The sequence below is a fragment of the Bacillus sp. B19-2 genome, from assembly GCF_022832475.1.
Classification (GTDB): Bacteria; Bacillota; Bacilli; order Bacillales; family Bacillaceae; genus Bacillus; species Bacillus paralicheniformis.
The window spans coordinates 1,071,882-1,096,666 of sequence record NZ_JALHKQ010000001.1; the positions used below are offsets into that span (position 1 = coordinate 1,071,882).

Annotated in this window: 22 protein-coding genes; 2 read left to right on the forward strand and 20 right to left on the reverse strand. The window is 43.4% G+C overall.

Annotation, left to right across the window (positions count from 1 at the left end; translation table 11 throughout):
- Window positions 1-3: 3 nt before the first annotated feature.
- From manR to MST20_RS05640, 10 genes are all read right to left on the reverse strand, one after another.
- Window positions 4-1,947 carry a mannose transport/utilization transcriptional regulator ManR gene (gene manR / locus MST20_RS05595; protein WP_243940644.1) on the reverse strand — a complete coding sequence of 648 codons (1,944 nt, stop codon included), beginning with the start codon at window positions 1,945-1,947 and terminating at the stop codon, window positions 4-6.
- Window positions 1,948-2,220: 273 nt separating this feature from the next.
- Window positions 2,221-2,877: an ABC-2 transporter permease gene (locus MST20_RS05600; protein ID WP_243940646.1), complete on the reverse strand. Its 657-nt coding sequence runs from the start codon at window positions 2,875-2,877 to the stop codon at window positions 2,221-2,223.
- A complete protein-coding gene (locus tag MST20_RS05605; RefSeq protein ID WP_243940648.1) occupies window positions 2,861-3,739 on the reverse strand; it encodes an ABC transporter ATP-binding protein in 879 nt (292 codons plus the stop codon). The genes MST20_RS05600 and MST20_RS05605 overlap by 17 nt, the downstream gene beginning before the upstream one ends.
- A gap of 2 nt (window positions 3,740-3,741) precedes the next feature.
- Window positions 3,742-4,116 carry a GntR family transcriptional regulator gene (locus tag MST20_RS05610; RefSeq protein WP_003182395.1) on the reverse strand — a complete coding sequence of 125 codons (375 nt, stop codon included), beginning with the start codon at window positions 4,114-4,116 and terminating at the stop codon, window positions 3,742-3,744.
- 280 nt (window positions 4,117-4,396) lie between these two features.
- Window positions 4,397-5,248, reverse strand: coding sequence for an SDR family oxidoreductase (locus tag MST20_RS05615; protein WP_243941173.1), 852 nt, complete (start codon window positions 5,246-5,248; stop codon window positions 4,397-4,399).
- Window positions 5,249-5,283: 35 nt separating this feature from the next.
- Entirely contained in the window at window positions 5,284-6,354 is a 1,071-nt protein-coding gene (gene uxuA, locus MST20_RS05620; protein WP_243940650.1) for a mannonate dehydratase, read from the reverse strand.
- A 245-nt stretch (window positions 6,355-6,599) separates the two neighbouring features.
- Window positions 6,600-9,008: a glycoside hydrolase family 31 protein gene (locus MST20_RS05625; protein ID WP_243940651.1), complete on the reverse strand. Its 2,409-nt coding sequence runs from the start codon at window positions 9,006-9,008 to the stop codon at window positions 6,600-6,602.
- Between the two features lie 19 nt (window positions 9,009-9,027).
- The gene (locus MST20_RS05630) at window positions 9,028-10,323 is read right to left on the reverse strand and encodes a TRAP transporter large permease (RefSeq protein ID WP_243940654.1); all 1,296 of its coding nucleotides are present in this window, start codon (window positions 10,321-10,323) and stop codon (window positions 9,028-9,030) included.
- Window positions 10,324-10,361: 38 nt separating this feature from the next.
- Window positions 10,362-10,877: a TRAP transporter small permease gene (locus tag MST20_RS05635; protein WP_243940656.1), complete on the reverse strand. Its 516-nt coding sequence runs from the start codon at window positions 10,875-10,877 to the stop codon at window positions 10,362-10,364.
- A gap of 50 nt (window positions 10,878-10,927) precedes the next feature.
- Window positions 10,928-11,938, reverse strand: coding sequence for a TRAP transporter substrate-binding protein (locus tag MST20_RS05640; RefSeq protein WP_243940658.1), 1,011 nt, complete (start codon window positions 11,936-11,938; stop codon window positions 10,928-10,930).
- A gap of 454 nt (window positions 11,939-12,392) precedes the next feature.
- On the opposite strand from MST20_RS05640, the gene MST20_RS05645 reads away from it, so the two are divergent.
- Window positions 12,393-13,394, forward strand: coding sequence for a LacI family DNA-binding transcriptional regulator (locus tag MST20_RS05645; RefSeq protein ID WP_243940660.1), 1,002 nt, complete (start codon window positions 12,393-12,395; stop codon window positions 13,392-13,394).
- Between the two features lie 250 nt (window positions 13,395-13,644).
- Here MST20_RS05645 and arsC read toward each other — a convergent pair whose 3' ends face one another.
- The 5 genes from arsC to MST20_RS05670 all read right to left on the reverse strand — a co-directional run bounded on the left by arsC (window position 13,645) and on the right by MST20_RS05670 (window position 16,954).
- The gene (gene arsC, locus MST20_RS05650) at window positions 13,645-14,064 is read right to left on the reverse strand and encodes an arsenate reductase (thioredoxin) (RefSeq protein WP_243940661.1); all 420 of its coding nucleotides are present in this window, start codon (window positions 14,062-14,064) and stop codon (window positions 13,645-13,647) included.
- A gap of 22 nt (window positions 14,065-14,086) precedes the next feature.
- On the reverse strand, window positions 14,087-15,382 hold the full coding sequence (locus tag MST20_RS05655) for an arsenic transporter (RefSeq protein WP_243940663.1): 1,296 nt from the start codon (window positions 15,380-15,382) through the stop codon (window positions 14,087-14,089).
- A 122-nt stretch (window positions 15,383-15,504) separates the two neighbouring features.
- Window positions 15,505-15,852 (reverse strand): ArsR/SmtB family transcription factor, encoded by a 348-nt coding sequence (locus tag MST20_RS05660; RefSeq protein ID WP_243940665.1) that lies wholly within the window; start codon window positions 15,850-15,852, stop codon window positions 15,505-15,507.
- 85 nt (window positions 15,853-15,937) lie between these two features.
- Entirely contained in the window at window positions 15,938-16,207 is a 270-nt protein-coding gene (locus MST20_RS05665) for a hypothetical protein (protein WP_243940667.1), read from the reverse strand.
- 153 nt (window positions 16,208-16,360) lie between these two features.
- Window positions 16,361-16,954, reverse strand: coding sequence for a YdeI/OmpD-associated family protein (locus MST20_RS05670; RefSeq protein ID WP_243940669.1), 594 nt, complete (start codon window positions 16,952-16,954; stop codon window positions 16,361-16,363).
- Between the two features lie 123 nt (window positions 16,955-17,077).
- Here MST20_RS05670 and MST20_RS05675 point away from each other — a divergent pair, with 123 nt between their 5' ends.
- Entirely contained in the window at window positions 17,078-17,803 is a 726-nt protein-coding gene (locus tag MST20_RS05675) for an endonuclease/exonuclease/phosphatase family protein (RefSeq protein WP_243940671.1), read from the forward strand.
- Between the two features lie 68 nt (window positions 17,804-17,871).
- Here the strand turns inward: MST20_RS05675 and MST20_RS05680 are convergent, their stop codons facing one another.
- The 5 genes from MST20_RS05680 to pflB form a co-directional block, all read right to left on the reverse strand.
- Entirely contained in the window at window positions 17,872-18,729 is an 858-nt protein-coding gene (locus tag MST20_RS05680; protein ID WP_243940673.1) for a RhaT/GlcU family sugar-proton symporter, read from the reverse strand.
- Between the two features lie 140 nt (window positions 18,730-18,869).
- Window positions 18,870-20,063 carry a glycoside hydrolase family 10-like protein gene (locus tag MST20_RS05685; protein ID WP_481747883.1) on the reverse strand — a complete coding sequence of 398 codons (1,194 nt, stop codon included), beginning with the start codon at window positions 20,061-20,063 and terminating at the stop codon, window positions 18,870-18,872.
- A 92-nt stretch (window positions 20,064-20,155) separates the two neighbouring features.
- A complete protein-coding gene (locus tag MST20_RS05690; RefSeq protein ID WP_243940674.1) occupies window positions 20,156-21,358 on the reverse strand; it encodes a DHH family phosphoesterase in 1,203 nt (400 codons plus the stop codon).
- A gap of 154 nt (window positions 21,359-21,512) precedes the next feature.
- Window positions 21,513-22,271, reverse strand: coding sequence for a pyruvate formate-lyase-activating protein (gene pflA / locus MST20_RS05695; RefSeq protein ID WP_243940676.1), 759 nt, complete (start codon window positions 22,269-22,271; stop codon window positions 21,513-21,515).
- 59 nt (window positions 22,272-22,330) lie between these two features.
- On the reverse strand, window positions 22,331-24,556 hold the full coding sequence (pflB, locus tag MST20_RS05700; RefSeq protein ID WP_243940677.1) for a formate C-acetyltransferase: 2,226 nt from the start codon (window positions 24,554-24,556) through the stop codon (window positions 22,331-22,333).
- Window positions 24,557-24,785 lie beyond the last annotated feature (229 nt).

Genomic DNA, 24,785 nt, shown 5'->3' on the forward strand with positions numbered 1-24,785 from the left:
GCTTTAATAATCCAAATAAGATAAAAATGTCATCACATTTGTTTCTTTCGTCAGCTTTTGGATGAAAGCCGGCTGCTCGCTTAAGCTGGACAGCTCTTGAAACAGTTGTTTTGTCATGTTTTGATCCTCGTGTTTGACAGCCAGCATAAAGACGAGCGATACTTTTTCAGAGCCCCAGTCAAGCGGCTTTTTTAATGTAGCGATCGCAATGGCTGATTGTTTAATCAATTTGGCGTTCGCGTGAGGAATGGCGATGCCGGCTCCGATGTTTGTCGCCGACATTTTTTCTCTCATGACGGCGTGTACAGCATATTCTTTTTCCACATAGCCTTTCTCGTATAAAGCCATTGCCAGCTGTTCAATCAGCTTGTAGCGGTGTTCTGACTCTTGCTGCAGGAAGACGAGGAAAGGAGTCGTGTCATTCAGCACTTTAAACGTTTTTTGTGTTTGCTGGGAAGATTCACCGAGCTGATCCATAAAAGCGCTGAGCTTTTTCTCATCGGCCGACTCGAGCAGCGGAGATACAACGATATGGGGAATTGATAAATCCTCCAGACTGACCGTTGATATGACAAGCTCGATATCTTCATGTCGTGCCGTATAGTCCGCCAAATCAGCTTTTGCGATGCAGTCCATCACGGCAATTTGGTGGAATTTCCGTTCGATTTTTGTCCGCAGCAGTTGTGACATCCCGATGCCCATATGACAGACAATGATCGCTTTTTTATGCTTGTCTTTTCCAGAGCTGAAGCGCTCGATCGCCGCTTGAAAATGCAATGTCAGATAGGCGGCTTCTTCCTCGGGAATCGAAAGTGAAAACGTTTGGTTGATGTCTTCAAGAACATCAATGACAATGTGAAACAGATAGGGGTACATTTTTTTGATATCGTTGAGCATCGGATTTGATACGGAAAGGTCATAGCTCAGCCGGTTTAAAACGGTATTTAGGTGAATTTTTAATCCGTTAATCAAAACCCGGTCCTCGCGAAAATCCATCATTTTCAACACTGAGACACGCTGGATTAAATATTCGACAACCTTTGGAAGCAAAGGGTTTTCAAGTCCGCTCTCCCCTTCTTTTCCAAATGGATAACGAACTTTGCCGCCTAATATATGCAATGTTAAATAGACGGCCTCTTCTTCAGGAAAACGGATCGCAAAAACCGCTTCCAGCCGTTTTAAACAAGCAAACGTCCACTGAAATTCTTTTTTCTTTTTGACTGTATCGATTTCTCCCGGAGAAATGGTAATCGGCTGTTTCGTTTTGATGCGGCGGATCATCAGCAGTGTATGCAACAGTAAATTTTCGAATGTTTCATCAGTGAAATATAAAGAATGTCGCTTTTGCAATGATCTGATTTCGCTTTTAACAAATTCCACTTCATGGCTTAAAAATTGACTTTTAATAAATCGGCTTGTAAACTCCGGGTTGTCAATCAACTCCGAGATGCGCGCCAGCGCTTTTCTCTTATTTTTTTCACTACCTTCGATCTTTAAACCGAGGCGCTGCTTGGACACCAAAGTGAGGCTAAACCGCTGGAGCCAAACTTCGATTTGATTCAAATCCCTTTTGATGGAAGACTTATTCAAGAAGTGCTCGGCAGCCATTTCTTTTGCAGAAACCGGCTTTGGATTCATTAATAGCTGATAAGCGATTTGCAGCATCCTTTCTTCATCAGATTGCTGCTGTGCGGCGTGATGTTCGGTATATAACTGCCGGCTTAAACGGACCCTTTCATGATCCTCAATATTCAAATAAACGCCCAGTCCCGGTTTGCGAATCAATTGAGCATCAGAATGCTGATTGAGATAATCTTCAATCGTTTTCAGATCATTTCTGATCGTTTTTTCAGAACACTTTACCCTGTCTGCGAAATCTTGTACGACTAAATAGTCTTCAGGTTCAGATAACAACAGATTCAGAATGTCTTTTTGCCTTGTATTCATATCTCTCTCACCTGTTTTTCTATCCTTCCCTAAAAAGAAATGATAGTATAAGTATACTATAAACGTAACCGTTTACATTATACAGTGAAATAAAAGGGCCAAAAGTTTCGTTTTTTACCGAAACTTCCGGAAAAAATGCTTTTATCAACACGGAAATTTTTCTTTTATAGGAATTTTTTATAATAGATGATAGTGGGAGGAAAGTAAACCAGCCGTACGGTTCTGAGCAACGAAAAAAGGATCAGCGAAGTTCTTCCCGCCGATCCTTAAACGTTAAAATTCTCTTTTATTATAAAAGCTGAGCGATATCGCATATGAGACGGAAATCATCACGAGCAGTACACCAACCAAAAGAATGAATGTACCCGCATTTGACATTTCGCTCAGAAAAGCCGTTAATTTTTGGCTTAGTGCAAGGTTTTCCCCCGCATTTATAAATTTAAAAAAGGCCGTCCCTCCAAATATAATGACGAAAAATATGATGATATTGGCCATTTTGGACTTCAAATAGCCGTACTTAAAAAGCAGCGGAAATGAGATCGAGCTAAATAAAGTGACAGCCACAACAGCACCCATGACGCCTGAAAGTGTCAATGGGAAATCAAGCGGCAAGTGCAGCATATGTCCGATCGCATTGATCAAAGAATAGAAGAGAATGGCATAAGCCGCATAGACATAAACCGATACATATTTTGATAAAACGATGATGTTTCTTTTAATGGGCAAGCTGATCAGGATTTTATCACTGTTGTTTTTGTCTTCCAAGGAGCTTGCGCCTAAAGCCAGCTGATACGTGACAGCCAAAACCGCGACTGTATATCCGACAAGCTCAAGCTGCGACAATGTAAAAGTGAAAAATATCATCAATAACAGCGATAGTTTCATTGCCCTTTTCTGCATTAAAATATCCTTTTTAATAAGATGATACATGTTGATCACTCCTGCCGGTTGAAAATACTAAAATATCCTCCAAAGTCGGTTTTTCGATCATGACGGAATCCCCGAAGTGCTGAACGACTTCCCGCTTATCTCTGGAGAGCGCTTCGAAGCCGTAGCTGTTTTTCTTGATGCCGATTAAGGCGTCTTCGTTTCCTTTATGCAGCGTATCGAGGTCTCCTTTTACAATGCAGTACTCCTCCAACAGCTCATCCTTTGTTTTGCTCAGTACGAGCCGGCCGTTATGAATGAAAGTGATATAGTCCGCTACTTTTTCTAAATCAGAGGTAATATGCGTCGAAAAGAAAATCGACTTGTTTTCATCCTGCAACAATGTTTGCAGCACGTCGAGGAGCTCCGATCTGACAAGAGGATCGAGTCCTGAAGTCGGTTCATCCATGATCAATAATTCGGCATGATGGGATAGCGCGACCGCCAGTGAGAATTTCATCTTCATTCCTTTTGACAAGTTTTTGATCTGCCTGTTTAAAGGGAGCTGGAAGTCTTTTGCGTACCGCTGAAAAACCGCCTCGTCCCACTTTTTGTAAAACGGTCTGATGATTCCTTTCATTTCGTTCGGCGTCAGTTCTTCGTAAAAATGATTTTCATCGTAAACAAAGCCGATCCTCTGCTTGATTTCGATATTGTACTTTTCATTGTCGAGACCGAAAATGCTGATGTCCCCTTCGTCTTTTTTGATCAGGTTCATGATCAGCTTGATGGTTGTGCTTTTTCCGGCTCCGTTCGGGCCGATAAAACCCATAATATATCCTTTTTCAAGCGAGAAGTTGATGTTTTTTAAAGAGAAATCTTGATAATGTTTTGATACATTTTTTAATTCCAGTATGCTGGTCACTTTTACCACTCCTCATAAACCAGTTTGAGCATCTCTTGGAGTTCCTCGTATGTAAAGCCGATTTGTTTCGCTTCAGTGACGGCTTCTGCTATGTGTTCTTCGATCAATTTGACTTTTGTTTCTCGCAGCATGTCTTTGTTGATGGCTGCGACATATGAGCCCTTTCCCGCAACTGTGACGATAAACCCTTCTCTCTCCAGCTCGTCATAGGCTCTTTTTGTTGTAATTACGCTGATTTTAAGCTCTTTGGCCAGGTTTCTGATCGATGGAAGCGCCTCAGACTCCGAGAGTTCTCCCTTGACGATTTGATCTTTTAATTGGTTGACGATCTGCAAATAAATCGGTTCATCAGATGAATTTGAAATGATGATATTCAAAGCATAACATCCCTCTATTCGTTATAACTGTATATATACAATATAAACAGTTATAACACCTTTGTCAAACAATAACAAAACAATGCCTATCAATTGCAATGGTTTTGTATTACGTAGCAATTGAAGAAATAAGGAAGCAGATCATACAAAAATGTTGTTTATCTTCTTGCCTGTAAAAAGGAAAAATTGAATGAATAAATCCCAATTTCTCAATGTGACACAGAGAAATTGGGATTTTTATCAGTGTTGAAAATCAGCTTTTTGGAGCAAATCCTCTTCGTTATACTCCAGAATAGGCGGAGAATCCTCCATCGACCGGTATGATGGTTCCAGTGACAAATTGCGAGGCTTTATCGCTTACCAACCATAATAATGTTCCGATTAAATCTTCCGGAACCCCAAATCTCTCCAACGGCGTCTGGTTGATAATTTTTTGTGCCCGCTCCGTATACGTTCCGTCGTCATTGAGCAATAGGCTCCTATTTTGGGCGGTAAGAAAAAAGCCAGGGGCAATGGCATTGACACGAATACCGACTTTTGACATATGCACAGCAAGCCATTGTGTAAAGTTACTGACAGCCGCTTTTGCACCGCTGTAGGCGGGAATTTTCGTAAGCGGCGTATAGGCGTTCATGGATGAGATGTTAACGATCACATTTCCGTCGTGATCAGCCATGTCTTTTGCAAATACTTGAGTGGTTAACAGTGTGCCAAGAAAGTTTACATCAAATACAGACCTTACACCTTCTATTTCTAAATCAAAAAACGTAGTCAATTCTTTAGTATTCAAGTCTTTTTTATACAAATATTCTTTATCTGTTGTTCCCTTTGGATGGTTGCCGCCTGCACCGTTAATTAGGATATTGCATCTGCCGAAGGTTCTGTTAATGAGTTGTTTCGCTTGTTCAAGGCTTTGTTTATCAAGGACGTTTGCTGTAAGAGCAAGTGCTTCGCCTCCGTTTTCTTGGATCTCTTTCGCTACTCTGTCAGCCGATTCAACTCTTCGGCTGACTACTGCTACTTTTGCACCGCATTGAGCCAATGCTTTAGCGAAACAGCTGCATAAAATGCCGCCTCCACCTGTCACTACAGCCACCTTATCTTTCAAGTTGACATGAAAAGGTATCTGCACATTCATCCCCCGTCTCTGCATTTTAGTTAGTTTGTTCATTTATTGCATTCAAAGGCGATCCGCTTCTTTTCTTTCGTCAATGTTTCCCACATTCCATTTAAATACACTGCACCCAGCGCCCGGTCATATAAACCATAACCCGGTTTTCCGGTCTCTCCCCAAATCATTCTCCCATGATCCGGTCTGGCTGGCCCGGCAAAATCAATATCTCTTAATGCTCTTACGATTTCATACATATCTAAAGAACCGTCTTCTGAACGGTGGGAAGATTCTTGAAATGACTTTTCCCCGTTGATCTTAATGTTTCTCAGATGCACAAAGTTGACTTTTCCTTTTTTTCCGAAATAACGAATCAATTCCGGAATATCATTTGTTGAATTCACCCCCAGCGACCCGCTGCATAAACACAAACCGTTAAAGGAGCTGTCATAGAGATTAGTCAATCGCTCCAAATTCTCTTTGTTCGTTATGATTCGAGGCAGTCCAAAGATAGGCCATGGCGGATCATCCGGATGAATCGCCATTTTGACTTGTTCATCTTCTGCCGCAGGTATAACCGCTTTAATAAAATACGAAAGATTTTCCCATAAATCCTCTTCCGTAACGTGCTGGTATTGTTGAAAAAGATTCTTTAGCTGTCCATCTTCATAGCTTGTGTCCCAACCGGGAAGTTTTAGTTCACCATGCAAAGGGTTCATTTGTTTAACTTTTTCTTCTTCATAAATTAATGCTGTAGAACCGTCTTCTAGTGCATAGTCTAAAGAAGAACGAGTCCAGTCAAAGACAGGCATGAAATTATAACAAACGATTTTAACACCCGCTTTTGCCAAGTTGCGTATCGTCGTTTTATAGTTTTCAATATATTGATCTCTTGTCGGAAGACCTAATTTAATATCTTCATGGACAGGTACACTTTCAATGACACTTAACGATAACCCATGATTTTCAATTTTTTCTTTTAACTCTGCAATTTTCTCATAAGGCCAGGCTTCCCCTACAGGAATATCATAAATAGCCGAAACAATTCCGGTAACGCCGGGAATTTGCCGAATATACTCTAATGTGACCGGATCGCTGTCTCCATACCATCGAAACGTCATTTGCATGGCTCTTCCATCCTCTTCCCTCTTTTTATTTAACATTCGATACCGTCATTTCGCATGACAATCACAATATATTGGACCGATTTTCTAAAAAAGAATTTGCTGATTAGTATTCGCTTACATAAATTTTCGTGATAATGATTCATGTATTATGCTCGATGACAAAATTCAGCTTGCCGGGATGTAACCGCGGCCAAAGATTCTTGCTCGAGTAATGGAAACCATTATCATCATGTGGCCTTCATCTTTTAACCACACGGCAAACTGTAAGAAAACTCTCCGTTCTTGCTTTCCAGCTCTGTGCCATTTACGATCAGTTTTCTCTTTTCTCCATTTGGTACGTGAAAAGTGAGTTGATCATACGGTAACTCGTATGTTCCTTCTTTTTGTATTGAAAGCTTGATCCCGTCTACTGTTGTTTCCATATCGACATGAATAAAGGCAAATGTATAAGTATATTCATTTGTTAACCCATCATCTTCGTACAAACGATAAGTCGATTTTCCTTTTCCTTTGAATGGGAATAACAAAAATCCTCTTTCATCTCGGTTCTTTGTTTGGAATGTCACTTTTGCATCATTTACCGGAACGATCGCTCCCGCTTTCGCTAATAGCGGAGTAGAATGTAATGGTGCCGGCAGAACGACTGTCTTTCCTCCTTCATGCCAAGTTCCCGTATGGAAATCGTACCAGCCTTTTTCATAGTTTGGTAAATACACCTCCCGCTCCGTCATTCCTTTTTCGACGACAGATGCAACAAGCAAAGATTCACCAAGTATAAATTCATCGTTTTCTTCAAATGTTTTCTCATCATGTTCAAAATCATAAAATGTCGGTCGAATGATCGGCTGATAATGTTCGTGCGCCTCATATAGCGCGGTGTAAATGTAAGGGATGATCTTATGTCTAAACTTAATGAGTTCACGGATTTCATCGATTGTTTCAGGAAACATCCATGGTTCATTAACTGTCCCGTCATCGTTCCACGAATGAATGGTAAATCTCGGATGCATGATGCCGTTTTGCACCCATCTTACGAATAGCTCCGGTTCAGGGGCCGTTCCTGAAAATCCCCCGACATCATGGCCGAAATTGTAAATGCCTGATAAACTTAAACCGATGCCAGTTTGAATATTAAATTTTAATGTTTTCCAGCTTGTTCGGTTGTCACCGGTCCAAGTTTGTGCATAACGGTGCATGCCGGGACAGCCGGATCTTGAGATCAAATACGGGCGTAATTCCGGGTTATGTTCTAGCTGCGCCTCGAAAGACGCTTTCATCATTAAAAGCGGATGAAGCGCGCGGATCAGTTCAAATTCCACTTCTTTGCCGAAACCGTGACACTTGGCGTTTTGACTCCATATTTCAAACTCGTTATTGTCATTCCAGGTTGAATCAATTCCGTATTCCAACAGCTTTTCTGTCACTTGAGCCTTCCACCAGTCGAACGTTTGGCGATTCGTGAAGTCTAAATAAGCCCCGATATCATCCCAAAATTGAGCCATTTCCGGCTTCTGTGTTTCTCTGTTTACGATAAACATTTCTTTTTCTTTTAGTTCATCAAAGTACGGATGATCCTTTAGCAAACACGGTTTAATGTTGGCGCATAAGCGCACGCCCTTCTCATGGAATTGTTGCACCATCTCTTTTGGAGCAGGAATTTTGCTCTCATCCCAGTTAAAGACATAACGTTTGTCACCGATAGATGTGTATCCTGACGATAACTGAAACGAATCGCATAATATATCATGTTCTTCACAAAGATGAACGAAATTTTTTAATTGTTCTTGTGCATTTGGAGCATCGGTATAGCTCATCGTAGAGCCTGAATAGCCCAGACTCCATTTTGGCGGCAAGATCGTTTTGCCTGTCAGCCAAGAGAATGTTTCGACTACATCTTTTATTTTCGGACCGGCTATGAAGTAGTAGTCTAAATCCCCTTTTTCGGCCTGATAATAGCGGTACAGTCCATGATAGTTATCAAGCTCTGAACCCATATCAAAAATGGAAGCTGATAGATTATCATAGAAAATTCCATAGGAAATGCCTGTTTTCTTATGGCGTGTAATATAAAATGGGATATGTTTGTATAGCGGATCTGACCACTCTGCGTCATACCCCATCGCATCGATATTTAACATCCGGTAGCGTTTCCCGTGTTTATCGATGTTTCCCGTTTTCTCGCCAAATCCAAAATATTGTTCCTGGAAATCGCGTTGTAAATAATGGTATACGCCCTTTCCAAAAACCCCTTCAAAATTATACGCTTGTGTTTGCCGATCGTTTGCAACATTGATCCATTCAGAACCATTGTGATAAAACCAGCTGATCTTAAAACCGTTCAATTGAACATGAAGCTTGATCTTGCCGGTTTTTACGATAAAAACATCTTTGACTTGCTGACATTCGTATTGAGGCAATGTAAATCCGCTCATGTCTAAACGATGGCGTCCCTCCCATGGCACATCGATCTGTCCAGGCGCGACACTCCACGTTTTTTCAAGCGTTAACGCTTCTCCCTCTGTCAGCAAAATCCGAATCACATCTTCTTCAAGAATGAATATTTTTGCTTGTGCATGGCCGTCATTTAAATGAAAATGCAGCACATTTTTCTCTTCTTTTATAAATGTAAACATGTAGGTTTCTTTAATTGACATTAAACAGACGCCTCCTGTCTTAAAGTCCAAATAATTGAGGCAGCATTAAGCTGATTTGTGGAATGTAGGTAACAATTAAAAGGACGATCATGATCGCAGCGTAAAATGGCAGAATCGGTTTAACCACTCGTTCAATATCAACTTTACCTATGCTGCATCCCACAAACAGAGCACTTCCCACAGGAGGAGTGATATTGCCGATACAAAGGTTAAATACAATCATAATTCCAAAATGCACGGGATCCATGCCAAAGCTTTGAACAATTGGCAGAAAGATTGGAGTGAAAATTAAAACAGCCGGAGTGATGTCCATAAATGTACCGATTATTAATAAGATGATATTCATCATCAGCAGGATCAAAATGGGGTTATCTGTAATCCCTAGAATTCCATTGCTGATTGCCGTCGGTATGCCTGTAAACGCCATGACCAATGACAGCATCGTTGAAGTCCCAACCAAAAACATAATAACGGCTGTGATTTCGACCGTTTCCAGCAGCATTTTGGGGAGCTGTTTCCATTTCAATGTCCTATAAAAGTGCGATAACAATAAGGAATAAGCCACCGCTATTGCTGCACCTTCAGTTGCTGTAAATATACCGGCGATAATACCCCCGATTACGATTACAATGAGCAACAGGCTTGGAATCGCATCGAGAAGCACTTTAAAACCTTGACTCATCGTAATCTTTGGCGCAACAGGATACTTTTTCTTTTTTGCAATCATATAGGCGACAACCATCGTAGCCAGCCCCCACAAAATTCCGGGCAAATAGCCCGCCATAAATAAAGCGGCTACAGATGTTCCGCCGCTGACTAATGAGAAAATGATCAAAAGACCGCTGGGCGGAATAAGTAAACCAGTTGGTGCAGAAGCAATGTTTACTGCGGCAGAGTAAGTCCGGTCATATCCTTCTTTTTCTTGGAGCGGCGACATGACCCCGCCGATTGCCGCAGCAGCAGCTACAGACGAACCGGAAATCGAACCGAATAACATGTTTCCGACAACATTCGTATGGGCCAGAGAACCAGGCAGCCTGCCGCTGATCAATTTTGCGAAGTTAATGAGCCGCATTGCAATACCGCCATTATTCATAATAATGCCTGATAAAATGAAGAACGGTACCGCTAATAAAGAAAAGCTGTCGATTCCAGTGACCATTTTTTGCGCCGAAGTGAAAATGGCAACATCAAAAGGAAAAATGGTAAGCATTGTTACAATGGACGCCGCTGCAATACTTACGGAAATCGGAACGCCGAGAAACAATAAGATGAAGAATACTGCCGATAAAATGAGACCTGCTGCTATGGCCATATCATTTCACCTCTTTTTTAGTTTTCAAAAAGCCTTAGTCACATCTTTTCTGCTTTTTTTACATCATCACCTGACTTTTGTTTTGAATTGAATTCATGTAAAGATTCATATAAACCGGCCAAGCTGTATCCAATGATGAGTATGCCTGCAACAGGAAGTGATAGATAAACAAATCCCACCGGTATCCCTAATGCTGCTGAAGATTGCTCCATTGTGGTGATCACTGCTTTCGATCCTCCTAACACCATCACAATCAGAGCAAAGGTAATCAAAAGAATCTGAATGAAAGTATGAAGGAAAACAGCCGCTTTTATTGGTAGTTTTCGAACGATAAATTCAATGGCCAAGTGCTTTTTTTTCCAAAATGCATAGGCACCGCCCAACATAGAAACCCATATCAATGAATAGCGTAAAAATTCTTCTGAAAACGTACTAGGAGAATTCAGTACATATCGCGTAAATACTTGCCATATCGCAACAAAAACCATGACTGCCATTAGTGTGCAAGTCAAACATTCAATCGTTTTATCCACCGCTTTTTTTAAAGTGAGCATATGCATCCCTCCCTTATCGAAAAATATTCGATTCGCTCATTCATCCAGAGTCATTTTACTTTTTTAGCTTTCGCACGAATTTCTTTATAGTATTTTCCGATCAATTCTTTTTTGGCAAACTCATCATGAAGCGGGCTTACCGCATTTCGGAATGGAGTCTTGTCTGGTTTGTGGAACTTCACTCCCATTTCCTTTGCTTTCTTAACCGCATTTTCAGTTTCTTCAGCCCATACGATTTTGTGATACTCAGTAGATTCTTTCGCCGCTTCGATCACCGCATTCTGCTGCTCTTCGCTTAATTGATCCTTTTTGTCCAAATTCATGATTAAAATATCCGGAACGATCGCATGTTCTGAGTACGAATATTCTTTTGCCACTTCCCCGTGATTGCTGCTTGTTAAAGCCATTTCGTTGTTTTCGGTGCCATCGATTACACTTGACTGCAATGCTGTATATACTTCTCCATAAGCCATTGGAGTAGGTGCTCCACCCATGAGTTCCACCATTCGAATCGCTGTAGCACTCGGCTGCACGCGAACTTTTAAACCTTTAAGGTTATTTGGATGCATAATCGGTTTGTTCTTTGTGTAAAAGTTCCGTGAACCGGCATCATAGTAGGTTAATCCAATAAACCCTATGTCTTTCGTTGCATCATACATGTCTTTTGCAATATCACTGTCCATGGCTTCATAGAAATGCTGTTTGCTGTCAAATAAATAAGGCAGGCTGAAGATGGAGTAGACCTCTGAAAAACTTTCTAAAGCGCTTGCACTTACTTTAGCCAAATCGACAGCCCCGGTTTGCGTCAATTCAATCACTTCACGCTCTGAACCGAGCTGAGCATTTGGATACAATTGCACTTTAACAGTGCCATTGGTTTTCTTTTCTACGTCTTTTGAAAATTTGAGTAAAGACTTGTGGACGGGGTGCTCCTCATTATGGTTGTGAGCGAGCCGTAACGTTACGGTTTTATCGGTACCTAGTACATCGCTGCTTTTACACCCCGTAAGCATTCCAAAGATTAAAGCGCATACAAAAAACACGGATAGCATTTTTCTCATGAACTACCCTCCTTGAATCTCATGACTGTTGCTTTCTAACCAAAGATTGATAGCGATTCATGTTTTCTTTCATCGTCATACATTCACAGCGATATTTTTTGATAGCGTTTACAATTTCGCTCGAATAGTGAACGAATAAGCAGAATTTTTGCATTGTATGTTTCGGTTTATCCCCTGAATCCCGTTTCCGATTATGTTCTGTGCGAGACATTAGATGATCGTCTTTCTCACACTTCCCCTCCTTTACGATAAGTTTAACAACGTTGTTAAAAATAAACGTTGCTTCATCATCCGAAAAGTTCTTTTAACAACGTTGTTATTTCCTTCGGAAGATGTATATGATTGTTATTTTATGATGTATCATTTATAATAACAACGTTGTTATTTATTATCATAAAATCATTTCGGAAAATTTGCAATATTATATTTTTCAAGATTTTTTGGAGGATCCAAAATGACTGTAACCATCAAAGACATCGCCCATGCTGCCGGAGTAAGCTATTCAACAGTCTCAAAGGCTTTAAGAAACAGCCCTCTTGTAAAACCGGATACAAAGAAAAAGGTCTTGCAAGTTGCCGAACAATTAGAGTATACTCCGAATTTTGCAGCGAGAAGCTTGGCATCTAAAAAAAGTCAAACGATCGGTCTTGTCTGGCCTACAATTGAAAGAATCGCTTTATCGGCACTTGTTACAAAAATAAATGAAGTGGTCGAAAAGAACAGCTATTCAATGATTTTGTCTGTTAACAAAGCTAAAGAGGCAGTAGAATTGTTCAAGAGTTTTCGCGTGGACGGGATCATGATTTTTGAAGAAGGCGGCGAAACTCAGCTTAGTGATGCTGCTGGATTAACGATTCCTATCTTATCTTACGGAGTGTCGGGTGAACATACACATCCTATTATCGATGTTAATCATAAAAAAGCAATTTATAAAGCCGTTACGTATCTGTATCAACTCGGCCACAAAAACATTAGCTACGTCGGCGACCTCTCCCCTGCCGACAAGCGTCAGATTGAAAAAAGCAAAGGGTTTGAAGAGGTGATGATGGAAGCCGGTTTGAAATTAAGTCGAAATAGTATTATAAATACTAATGGTTTAAGCTGGTATAGCGGTTACACTGCTGCGAAAAAACTATTACAACAACCCCCAACACCTACAGCAATCATTAGCGGAAGCTACGATATCAGTGTAGGGATTTTACGAGCCGTAAAAGAACAACAGCTCAGTATACCGGAAGACCTATCTTTAATTTCTTATGATAATATTCCTCAAATGGCAAGCCTTGAAACCCCGCTGACGAGCGTCGGGGTTCCAATCGATCAATTGGCTCACAAAATGGTTGATTCTCTGCTGTCTCTTATTCGTGAGCCGGGCTCAATCCCATTAACTCAAAAAATGGACCCTGAATTACACATTAGAATGTCATGCGCTTCTTTAGGTAAAGAAAACAAGTAACATTTAAGTCAGGTCATCTTTTCTTTTTAAAATGAAAAGTCCCCGGCCTGGGGGTTTTTAGTGACCGCCGCTAATCCCTTGGTACTCGTTCAGCCGATGGTAATGGATTTTCCAGAATTCCTCGGGTGCATTGATTGATTTCTATATTTTTCATGAAGGGCCGCATGCATTCTGGTACGTTCTTTCCAGACGTGTTTTTATATGTTTCTAAAAAATAAAAAGCTCAGGTAACAATACTTGAGCTTTTTATTTATTCACCTGTCTCCGCAAATCGCTTGATCCGCTCTCCAATTTCATCGCGCACGCGCTGAAAGAAAGCCCATTTTTGTTCTTCTGTCCCTTCTGCTTTGGCGGGATCGTCAAAACCCCAATGCTCGCGCTTGACATGCGAAGGTGTCATCGGGCATTTATCAGCCGCGTCCCCGCACAGCGTAATGACGAGGTCTGCGTTGTGTAAGATATCGGGATCAATGATATCAGACGTCTGCTCGGAAATATCGATGCCTGCTTCTCGCATGGCTTTGACCGCGTTCGGGTTTAAACCGTGCGCTTCAATCCCTGCACTGTGGACATTCCAATCGTCTCCGAGATATTTCTTCGCCCAGCCTTCAGCCATTTGGCTGCGGCAAGAGTTGCCTGTGCATAAAAAATAGATGGTCTTTTTTGACATTGGTCATCTTCTCCTATCATGTTTAATGGATGATCAACAGCCACACATAAAGTCCGGCAAGCGTGATGAACAGGGTTGGAATGGTCAAAATGACACCTGTTTTAAAATAGGTTCCCCAAGAAATCTTTACGCCTTTCAGTGAAAGGACGTGAAGCCATAAAAGCGTCGCCAGGGAGCCGATCGGCGTGATTTTCGGACCGAGATCAGAGCCGATGACATTGGCGTAAATCAGCGCTTCTCTGAAAATCCCGTGTGTGTCGGTACTGTGAATCGCTAGTGCATCAATCATCACCGTCGGCATATTGTTCATGAATGAAGACAGGATGGCTGCGATAAAGCCCATTCCGATTGTTCCGGCAAACAGCCCTTGATCGCTGACAGTCTGTATGACCTGTGAGAGAACGTCCGTTAAGCCGGCGTTTCTCAAACCGTATACGACGACATACATTCCTAGTGAAAAGAAAACAATCGCCCAAGGCGCTCCCTTCAGCACTTTCTTCGTTTGCACCGCCGGGCTGTTTTTCGCTGTGAATAAGAAAATGACGGCGATCACGCCTGCGATGATTGAGACGGGGATTGCGAGCAGTTCGCTGATAAAGTATCCCGCCAACAAAACGGCTAATATCAGCCATGACAAGCGGAACATTTTCCTGTCTTTAATCGCTTTTGCCGGCTGTTTTACATTTGTCATGTCATAATGCCGCGGAATGCTTTTTCTGAAAAACAAAAAAAGTACGATCATGCTTGCAATAAGCGAAAACAGATTTGGAACAATCATTCTTGTTGCATATTCGATAAATCCGATGTTGAAAAAGTCTGCTGAGACAATATTGACAAGGTTGCTGACGACAAGCGGCAGCGATGTCGTATCCGCGATAAATCCGCTTGCGATAATAAAAGGAAAAATGAGCTTTTCTTGAAAATGTAACGCGCGTACCATGGCAAGGACAATCGGCGTCAAAATTAAAGCAGCTCCGTCATTGGCAAACAGCGCGGCTACTACGGCTCCCAGCAAGGAGACATAGACGAACATCCGAATGCCGTTTCCTTTCGCTGCCTTGGCCATGTGCAGGGCGGCCCACTCGAAAAATCCGATTTCATCAAGAATCAGGGAGATGATGATGATTGCGACAAAAGTCAAAGTCGCATTCCATACGATTCCTGTCACATCTAATACATCCTGAAAATTGACGACCCCGGCGATGAAAGCCAGCGCTGCACCTCCGCAGGCCGACCAGCCGATCGATAAATTTTTCGGCTGCCAAATCACGAGCGTGAGAGTCAGCAGAAAAATCAATGTGGCTAAGACTGTCGTCATCGCGTGTACGCCTCCTTCATAAGTTTCCTCTCCGGACACATCTTATAATAAAATTATTATATAAGTCAATGCTTATATGATAAATGCATATGAAACAGAGGGACCGTCCTCCCTCTGTTTGTTTATTGGCACGAAACGGGCCTTTCTTTTCTTTTAACGGTTTGAAGAACCTCATCGTGTTCATCGATCTGTTTGAGAATGGCAAGGACCAATTCACGCTCCGGAAAGTCGTCATGAAGTGAATAAAAGCGCCATTGTTCCCTTCTTTCTTCCTTGATCATATTTGCACTTTTCAGCTTTCGTAAATGCTGGCTGATTGCGGGCTGGCTTGTTTCAAACATATCGACAAGCTGGCAGACGCAAAAAGGTTTCTCCTGAAGCAGTTTCAGGATCAAGAGCCGGGTAGAATCGCTCAATATCTTCATGCAGCTCACCGTGCTTTTCGAATCAAGCTTCGTTTGTACGGTCATGACATTCCTCCGATCTCAGGCGCTTTGCAGACGGTATATTGCATCCATTATATAAATGTTTTTTTATATAATCAAGCGGTGATCATCAGGGCATGGAGCTTGTGACAGCATCAATAGCCAATGTGAAAATCACTAAAATGATGACCATTAATGTTGAAGCAAAAATCAGGCGTGTTGTTATCATGGCGCTTTTGCGGCCGGTCAAATAAAGGATGAAGCCCATGATGATCGAACAGCTCCAGATGAAACATCCGGTTTTTGTAGCAAGCAGCTCCCAATGAAAAAGCCAGACATAAAGGATTCCCATATGAATGATGGCCAAGGGCAATGAAATATACGTAAGTACGTTTTGCAATATGATCCCTCCAAATCATCATTATACAATGAACAGGAGCTAAAAATCCCCCGAGGACTCGGAGGATTTAAATTAAGCGGTTCTCATCAATTCACCGCTTCTTCGGCCATTTTTTCAGCTTGGCTCGGCAATGACAGCGCTTCTGTCAATAGACTAGTCATTCAATCCCTTTCCATCGAGAATTTGCTGTGTATATTTTTCAATCCTCGACTCTCGGGTTTTCGATTGTTTTGGTTTAGAAAAATAAAGAATATACGCTCTTTGCCTGCCCGGCGTCAATTCTTCAAAAGCCGTTTTTAAAGCCGGGATTTCAGCGAATTTTTTTTGCAGTTCTTCTGGAATCGTATATTCCGCAGCCTTTTTAAAATCGACTTCAAGACCGGCTTTTTCCACTTCAATCGCTTCATTTATATAAGCTTTCAAGATGGTTTCCATTTCAGCTATTTCTTGTACATTGGTGAATCGAATCTGCCGCGCGGCTTGGACATTCTCCGTCTGCTGGATGAGAATCCCGTTGGGGTCCTTTAACAATGCGCCTTTATGAAACAAGAGCGCACAATATTCTTTAAATCCATGGATTAAGACGATGTTTTTATTCTCGAACGTATAACAAGGATGCTTCCACTTGAAATCTTCGTTCAGCTCACAGTCAAGAACAATTTGACGCAGCTTTTCAAACTCTTTCTTCCACTTCTCGGCTTTGCTTAAAAATTCATCAACCTTTGGATTCGTTCTGCTATTTGCCATCAAGGAACACTCCTCTTTATATCATAATGTCATTTTAACCTAATCTCGCTCCGCCGACAGCAGAAATATTTTAATCGTTCCGGAGGTACAATATGCTTAGCTTAAAGAAGAGGCGGGTTGATTATGAAATTTGGCATCATGACGTTTAATATCCATCATGGAAAAGGAAGGGATCGTCGCGTTGATTTAGAGAGAACAGCCGGTGTGATCGCAGAGAGCGGCTGTGACATCGTCGGTCTTAATGAAGTGGATCAGCATTTCTCCAATAGAAGCGATTACGAAGACCAAATCGGTTCGTTAGCAGAACAATTGAACATGCACTATGCGTACTGCCCCTCCCTTTCATTAAGTTCCGGTGATTCTTCAGTGAACAGGCAATACGGGAACGCCCTCTTAACGCGTTTTCCGATTGTGAAAGAACGGCATCATTCATTCAACTTTGTCAAAGGGCTGATCGAAGGAAGGTCTCTTCTTGAGGCTGATGTCCGGATCGGTGATCAGCTCTTTCGCGTCTTTGTTACGCATTTGAGTCTGAATCCGTGGCTTCACGGCAAGCAGACGGTTTTTTTAATCGAGAGGGTTCAAGAGAGCGATCGGCCTGTGATCGTCATGGGAGACTTTAATATGAAGCCTCGTTCACGGGGATGGACAAAGGTCGCGGAAAAACTGGCCGACCTGTGGGATGAAAGACAATACGGACAGGGGTTCACCTACCCTTCGCACCGCCCGAGACGGCGCTTGGACTACATCTTCCTCAGCCGGTCTTTTCATGTGTCAGCGGCTGAAGTTGTCGCCGTTGATCCGAGCGCTTCCGACCACCTGCCGCTTAAGGGAATCGTCACATATTAAAGGATGACAAAATCCCAAAACTAATGGGATTTTGTCAACAAGCATAAGGACGGCTTTAGAAGCCGTCCTTATGCTTTTGCAATGCCCAGCAAAACGCCGGCTGCGACGATTAATATGATGCCGATGGCGATACCGATCAGCTGCCGCTTCGTTTTCTTTTCGCCGAGCAAAATAATGCCGCCGAGCGTAGAGATGACGATTCCCATCTGCGATAGCGAAAAACTGGTCGCTACGCCGACCCGGGGCTGGGAAATGAATAAAAACATGTTTCCCGCTGCCCAGATTAAACCCGGAATGATATTTTTGATGACGTAAAAATTAAACGGCTTATGCCTGAATGTCAAGATCAAGCCGCCGGCTACCATGCCGATAGCCTGAGGAAAAAGAGCCGCCCAGCCGCTGACATCAAAAAGCCGGACGACGACAACATATACGAGATAGCCGAATGTGGAAATCAGCAAAATCACGATTCCCTTTTTCATGTCGCCGGTTTTTTCCTCCGTTTTTTGGCTGCGGTCTTCCAGCGATGTCAGTACGATTCCCACGATGATGAAGATCAGCGCCAGAATCCCGAGAACAATCGAGATTGTCGTCGCCCACTCGCGAAAAACAAGCACGCCGAACAAAGAAGTGGACACGAGCTGAAGCCCCGTCGAGATCGGCATTGTTTTAGACACGCCGATCAGCTTGATGCTTTTCAGCTGGTTGGTCTGGCCGAGCGCCCAAAATAGTCCGGAGACGACGCCGACGGCAAATATACGGGGAGATAATTCAGGCTGGACGACAAAGTAGATTCCGATTGAAAAAATTAAAGCGCCGAATGTCGTACCGAGCACCTGGCTGTACGGTCCGCCCCCAAGCTTTACATTAAAGAGCACGATGCTTCCCCAGAAAATCGCTGGTAAAATCGCTAAGAAAATGTCCATTTGATTTAAACCTTTCTTTCCTTGTTTTTATCTATTAAGGTGCACGATTCATGCGATTTTTAACACAAAAAATCCATTTTGAACGTTGTCAAAATGGATTGGTACTGTTACCGGCGGCCGCATCACTAAAATATCAGTTTTCACTGTTTGCTGTTTACGCTGTCAAGCCAAGGCATACCGGGAATAGCTGCCGGTTTTTTGTACAAGTCCTGGATCAGCCTGTCTTTTATGCCGAGCGGGTTCCGGTTTAAATCTTTCAGGCTGAAATGGATGCTTCCCATCACATTTGAGCCGCGGTTTAAGGCAATCTGGCGCGGATATTCTTCAGGATCTGACCATGCGGGATCTGAGTTTTGATTGATTTTATAGGCTGCTTGTCCGATGTATAAATGAACGGGGCGTTGGCTGACTTCATTTTTCCACCAGTCCACTAAAATGTCGTAGGAAGCCGGGGCAAAGCCGATGCTCCAATAGATTTGCGGGGCGATGTAATCGATGTATCCCTGTCTGATCCACTCCCTCGTGTCAGCATAGAGGTCGTCATAGTTTGTCATTCCGGCGGCTGTATTCGATCCCGTCGGATCATCTGCTGTATTTCGCCATACACCAAAGGGGCTGATCCCAAATTTGACCGATGCTCTTTCTTTTTTGACGGCGGCGTTGATCTGTTTGACAAGCTGGTTGACGTTGTCCCTCCGCCAATCTTCAATATTTGAAAAGCGGTCCTTTCCATATTGTTCATACGTGCTCAAGTCGGGAAACTCGACGCCCGCAATTTTATACGGATAAAAATAGTCATCCATATGAACGGCGTCGACTTGGTAATTCTTGACGACCTCCGCTATGCCTTGGACAATGAATTCCTGAGCCTCAGGGATGCCGGGATTGTAATACAGCTGTTTGCCGTAGGCAACGACCCAGTCGGGGTGCGTTCTAGCCGGGTGATCCTGTGAGAGCCTGTTCAAATCCGTATGATTCATCGTGATCCGATAAGGGTTGAACCATGCATGAAATTCAAGCTTTCTCCGGTGGGTTTCTTCGAGCAAAAATGACAGCGGATCGTATCCTGGGTCTTTTCCTTGAACGCCTGTTAAGTATTCCGACCACGGCCCGTATGCGGAAGGATAGAACGCATCCGCCGCCGGCTTAATTTGAACGACAACCGCGTTCATCCCCATGGTTGTCACATCATCCAAAAGCTTCACATACTCTGTTTTTTGCTCTTCGATTGTCAGCCCTTTTTTCGAAGGCCAGTCAATGTTTGTCACGGTGGCGATCCACACGGCCCGAAATTCTTTTGTTTCGCAGCTTGTGTTCTTCTCTTTCATGAACATCTCCCCTTTTGGAAAAATCAGAACTTTCTGTTATTATATGCCGGCTGTTCTTTTTTGTATATGAAAAAACAGGCCAAGACATGTTGAAGTCTTTAGCCTGTCGTTTGAATCGCCTGTTTCACCTGCTGCATCAAATATTGGACAAATGCTTCATCCCTTGCGAGCCATGCAGCATAATTTCTTTTAATAAACCGTTCTGCCTCTTCGAATGAAGTAAATGTCTCATGCTGAGTCACGCCGTTTAATTGAATGTTCCAGCCGTGTTCTCCAGGAAAGAGAAAAAACTGATCTTCGTCCCTGTTGATATAAAGGCTGCCGTTGTCCGACTCTTTTACATTATAGACGTTTTTAAAGGCATCCGCTCTCAAGGGCTCCAGCGGAAACGGTTCAGTCACATACAGCTTGAACGCTTCATCTGTCAGCGGGCACCCCGCTGCCTTGGCATGGCCGCCTCCGCCGAACGTGCCGGCGATTTCTGATACATCTGTTTCATCATGGATGGTGCGAAGGCTCACTTTTTTGCCGCCCATATTTAAGATGGCGATATAGTCAAGGTGCGGATACGTTTTCCCGAGTTCGTTCCCCACTTCGGAATGATAGGATTCCGCATGCACGATGCCGACGCAGTGGGCATGGATGAAGGTCTGAACGATTTCCCGCCGTTTCCTGCGGATATACCGTTCAATTTTTTCTTCTTCCATATCCAAGATTTTTTCTTCGAATTCATCAAATGAAAACGTGTCGTTTTCTTTAAGACGCCGGACCATTTTTTCCTCAAATTCGTCGATGGAAACCATAAAAAACAGGTCATTCAGGCGTTTCGCTTCGAGCGCGTCCGTCTGCTCCCATTCCCATGTATCATAGAGGCGTACGAGTTCGACGAACTGATCCATCGCTTTTGTCTCTTGAATGTGGCCGTTGTCTATTAAGTATTCATAAAAAAGAGAAGTCGCTGACGCGAGCCTGCCGTCCTCATATTGAACTTTTACCATGCCCCAAGAGCGTTCATTCAAATGAAGCGCAGTTTTATGGTGGTCGATGAGTTTGACCTTTCCGCCCGCTTCAGCATATTGGTCCAGCCTTTCTTCATTTTCTTGATGAACGGACAAGTCTGTGATAAACAGGCCTTCATGCTGTTTTTCCTTTCCTTTTGTCCGTTCCAAAAAACGCCCGACTTGCATATCAAGTCCGGTGACCGAATTGTAGCGGACCTCGACCCGTTCGCCAAAAGCCACCTTTGCGAGAATTCCGCAGCCGACTCCGTCCAAGTCGTTGTGAGAATACAAATGATACATGCTTCCCGCCCACCTTGCTGTTTTATTGTCGGCCTGCCGCAGCAGGCGCATCTTTCTCATCTTACTATTGTAAAAAAAGGGATTTTTTATACGGTCGTGCGGTAAGACAAAAAGGACAGCTTTTGTTGGAAAAAGTCTGTCCGGTTAAAAGGGTTTATGTTTCTTGCAGCATAGTTCCGCCTTGCAAGTGGGCGGTGAGCAGTCTGTATGCGTTTTCGGCCCGGGCAGCACTTGGCGGTTCAACCCCTTTTAACGGATAATCCAGGCCAAGCGCTTCCCACTTGTAGACGCCGAGTTTGTGATAAGGAAGAACCTCCACCTTCTGAACGTTTGCCAGCGTGCCGATAAACGTGCCGAGTGCCGTTAAATCGTCATCGATATCAGAGATCCCCGGAACGAGTACATGACGGATCCAGACGGGGACTTGATGATCAGCGAGAAACCGGGCAAAATCCAATATGTGGTCATTCGGCATTCCTGTCAGGTTGATATGTTTTTTTCTGTTGATATGCTTGAGATCAAGCAAAACAAGGTCTGTATACTGGATGAGCTCTTTAATCTGCTCTTGAAATGCCGGCGCCGCCGAATAGCATCCGCCGGACGAATCGAGCGCCGTGTGTATGCCGTGGCTTTTACAGGCTTTGAACAGCTCGATTAAAAATGGCAATTGTAAAAGCGGTTCGCCTCCGCTAACGGTGATGCCTCCGCCTGATGCTTGAATAAACGGGAGATATTGCTGGACATCCTGAACGATTTCGGAAACCGTCATTTGTTTTCCGGTTCCGATTTCCCATGTATCAGCATTATGGCAAAATTGACAGCGCATCAGGCAGCCTTGTGTGAAGACGACATATCTGATGCCCGGACCGTCAACGGTGCCGAATGTTTCGATCGAATGAATATTTCCATCCATGATGAAGATCACCTCTTTTTATGGGCGGAGCGCCTCGGCCGCGCTCCGCTTTATGCTCGTTACATCGATTCATGGAAGGTACGGCTGATGACGTCTAACTGCTGTTCTTTCGTCAGCTTAATAAAGTTGACCGCATAGCCTGAGACGCGAATCGTTAACTGCGGATATTGCTCTGGATGTTCCATGGCGTCGAGCAATGTCTCTCTGTTAAATACGTTAACATTTAAGTGATGCCCTGTTTTTGCGGCGTACCCGTCAAGGATGCTTGATAAATTGACGGCGCGGCTCTCTTCGTCTTTGCCAAGCGCTTTCGGGACGATCGAAAAGGTGTTGGATATGCCGTCGAGCGCATAGCTGTAAGGCAGCTTTGCCACTGAAGACAGCGATGCAAGCGTCCCTTTAGTATCGCGGCCGTGCATCGGATTCGCGCCTGGTGCAAACGGTTCTCCCGCGCGGCGTCCATCCGGCGTATTTCCGGTTTTCTTGCCGTAAACGACGTTTGACGTGATCGTTAAAATGGACATCGTATGAACGGACTGGCGATATGTCTGGTGCTTGCGCAGTTTTTTCATAAAGCGCTTGACAATGTCAACGGCGATCGCGTCGACGCGGTCATCATTATTTCCGTACTTCGGAAAGTCGCCTTCTGTTTCAAAATCGACGGCAATGCCGTTTTCATCGCGAACTACGTTGACTTTGGCATATTTGATAGCGCTTAACGAATCGGCCACAACACTCAAGCCGGCGATCCCGGTGGCCATCGTCCGCAAAATGTCCGTGTCGTGCAGCGCCATTTCAATTCTTTCATAGCAATATTTATCATGCATGTAGTGAATGACATTGAGCGTATTGATGTACAAGCCTGCAAGCCATTCCATCGTCTGATCGAATTTATGCATGACTTCGTCATAGTCCAGCACCTCGGAAGCAACCGGAGGCATTTCCGGACCGACTTGCATTTTATGCTTTTCGTCTTTTCCGCCGTTAATCGCATATAAAAGCGCTTTCGCCAAGTTGGCGCGTGCTCCGAAGAACTGCATTTGTTTGCCGATTGCCATTGCCGATACACAGCAGGCGATGCCGTAGTCATCACCGTATTCTGGACGCATGATATCGTCATTTTCGTATTGGATCGAGCTTGTTTTAATAGACATTTTGGCACAGTAGTTTTTAAACTTTTGCGGCAGCCTGACAGACCAAAGGACGGTTAAATTCGGTTCCGGCGCCGGACCTAAATTGTCAAGCGTATGCAGGAAACGGAACGAGTTTTTCGTGACGAGTGCGCGTCCGTCGTGCGCTATTCCGCCGATTGATTCTGTTACCCACGTCGGATCGCCGCTGAACAATTCATTGTAGTCAGGTGTGCGCGCAAATTTGACCAAGCGCAGCTTCATGACAAAATGGTCGACTAGTTCTTGGGCCTCTTGTTCAGTTAATGCGCCTGTTTTTAAATCTCTTTCGATGTAAATATCAAGGAACGTGGACACGCGGCCAAGGCTCATTGCAGCTCCGTTTTGCTCTTTAATGGCAGCCAAATAGGCAAAATACAGCCATTGAAATGCTTCTCTCGCATTTGCTGCAGGCTCGGAAATATCAAATCCATAACTTGCTGCAAGCGCTTTAAGTTCGTTCAATGCCCGGATTTGTTCTGACAATTCTTCACGAAGGCGGATGTTTTCTTCAGACATCACCCGAGAGGTGCCGGCCGCATCTTTTTTCTTTTCATCGATCAAGAAATCCACGCCGTAAAGCGCCACTCTCCGGTAATCACCGATGATGCGTCCGCGCCCGTAAGCATCAGGCAGTCCGGTAATGATTCCGACTTTTCTGGCGAGCTTCATTTCGTCCGTATACGCGTCAAACACGCCTTGGTTATGGGTTTTGCGGTAATCGGTAAAGATTCTTTCCACTTCTTCATCCAATTCAAAACCATAGGATTCACATGCTTGTTTCGCCATGCGAATGCCGCCGAAAGGCTGAAGCGACCGTTTAAACGGCTCATCGGTTTGAACGCCGACGACTTTTTCCAAGTCTTTGTCCAAATAGCCGGGACCGTGCGAGGTGATCGTTGAGACGATCTCTGTATCCATATCAAGGACGCCTCCGTTTTCACGCTCTTTTTTTGTCAAGTCCATTACGTGATCCCATAATGCCGATGTAGCTTCCGTCGGAGGTTCGAGAAACGATTCGTCACCTTGATATGGCTCAAAGTTCGAGAGAATAAAATCGCGGACATTGACTTCTTTTTGCCAAACGTTTGTGGTGAAACCTTTCCATTGTTCCATTTAAATCCCCCTCTTTTCAAGTTGAAATGATATAACAGTTGTTGCATATATATCTTATGTTCAATATAACAGCTTTGAATGTGATAAAAATCACATATTTATGTGAAATAGTTAACAAATTTGAGAAAGTTCTTTGAACATCGCGTTTTTCCTAATATAGGATGTTGTTTGAAGCAATTTTCTTATTTGAATCTGTATTATAATAAAGTCAAATAAAATGAAAACTGTT

Bases quoted from the DNA above. Each gene is read 5' to 3' on its own strand.
- manR (WP_243940644.1), bottom strand. From the start codon at position 1,947: ATGAATACAAGGCAAAAAGACATTCTGAATCTGTTGTTATCTGAACCT.
- MST20_RS05600 (WP_243940646.1), bottom strand. From the start codon at position 2,877: ATGTATCATCTTATTAAAAAGGATATTTTAATGCAGAAAAGGGCAATG.
- uxuA (WP_243940650.1), bottom strand. From the start codon at position 6,354: ATGCAAATGACGTTTCGATGGTATGGAGACAGCGATCCGGTCACATTA.
- MST20_RS05625 (WP_243940651.1), bottom strand. From the start codon at position 9,008: ATGTCAATTAAAGAAACCTACATGTTTACATTTATAAAAGAAGAGAAA.
- MST20_RS05630 (WP_243940654.1), bottom strand. From the start codon at position 10,323: ATGGCCATAGCAGCAGGTCTCATTTTATCGGCAGTATTCTTCATCTTA.
- MST20_RS05635 (WP_243940656.1), bottom strand. From the start codon at position 10,877: ATGCTCACTTTAAAAAAAGCGGTGGATAAAACGATTGAATGTTTGACT.
- MST20_RS05640 (WP_243940658.1), bottom strand. From the start codon at position 11,938: ATGAGAAAAATGCTATCCGTGTTTTTTGTATGCGCTTTAATCTTTGGA.
- MST20_RS05645 (WP_243940660.1), top strand. From the start codon at position 12,393: ATGACTGTAACCATCAAAGACATCGCCCATGCTGCCGGAGTAAGCTAT.
- arsC (WP_243940661.1), bottom strand. From the start codon at position 14,064: ATGTCAAAAAAGACCATCTATTTTTTATGCACAGGCAACTCTTGCCGC.
- MST20_RS05655 (WP_243940663.1), bottom strand. From the start codon at position 15,382: ATGACGACAGTCTTAGCCACATTGATTTTTCTGCTGACTCTCACGCTC.
- MST20_RS05660 (WP_243940665.1), bottom strand. From the start codon at position 15,852: ATGACCGTACAAACGAAGCTTGATTCGAAAAGCACGGTGAGCTGCATG.
- MST20_RS05670 (WP_243940669.1), bottom strand. From the start codon at position 16,954: ATGGCAAATAGCAGAACGAATCCAAAGGTTGATGAATTTTTAAGCAAA.
- MST20_RS05675 (WP_243940671.1), top strand. From the start codon at position 17,078: ATGAAATTTGGCATCATGACGTTTAATATCCATCATGGAAAAGGAAGG.
- MST20_RS05680 (WP_243940673.1), bottom strand. From the start codon at position 18,729: ATGGACATTTTCTTAGCGATTTTACCAGCGATTTTCTGGGGAAGCATC.
- MST20_RS05685 (WP_481747883.1), bottom strand. From the start codon at position 20,063: ATGTTCATGAAAGAGAAGAACACAAGCTGCGAAACAAAAGAATTTCGG.
- MST20_RS05690 (WP_243940674.1), bottom strand. From the start codon at position 21,358: ATGTATCATTTGTATTCTCACAACGACTTGGACGGAGTCGGCTGCGGA.
- pflA (WP_243940676.1), bottom strand. From the start codon at position 22,271: ATGGATGGAAATATTCATTCGATCGAAACATTCGGCACCGTTGACGGT.
- pflB (WP_243940677.1), bottom strand. From the start codon at position 24,556: ATGGAACAATGGAAAGGTTTCACCACAAACGTTTGGCAAAAAGAAGTC.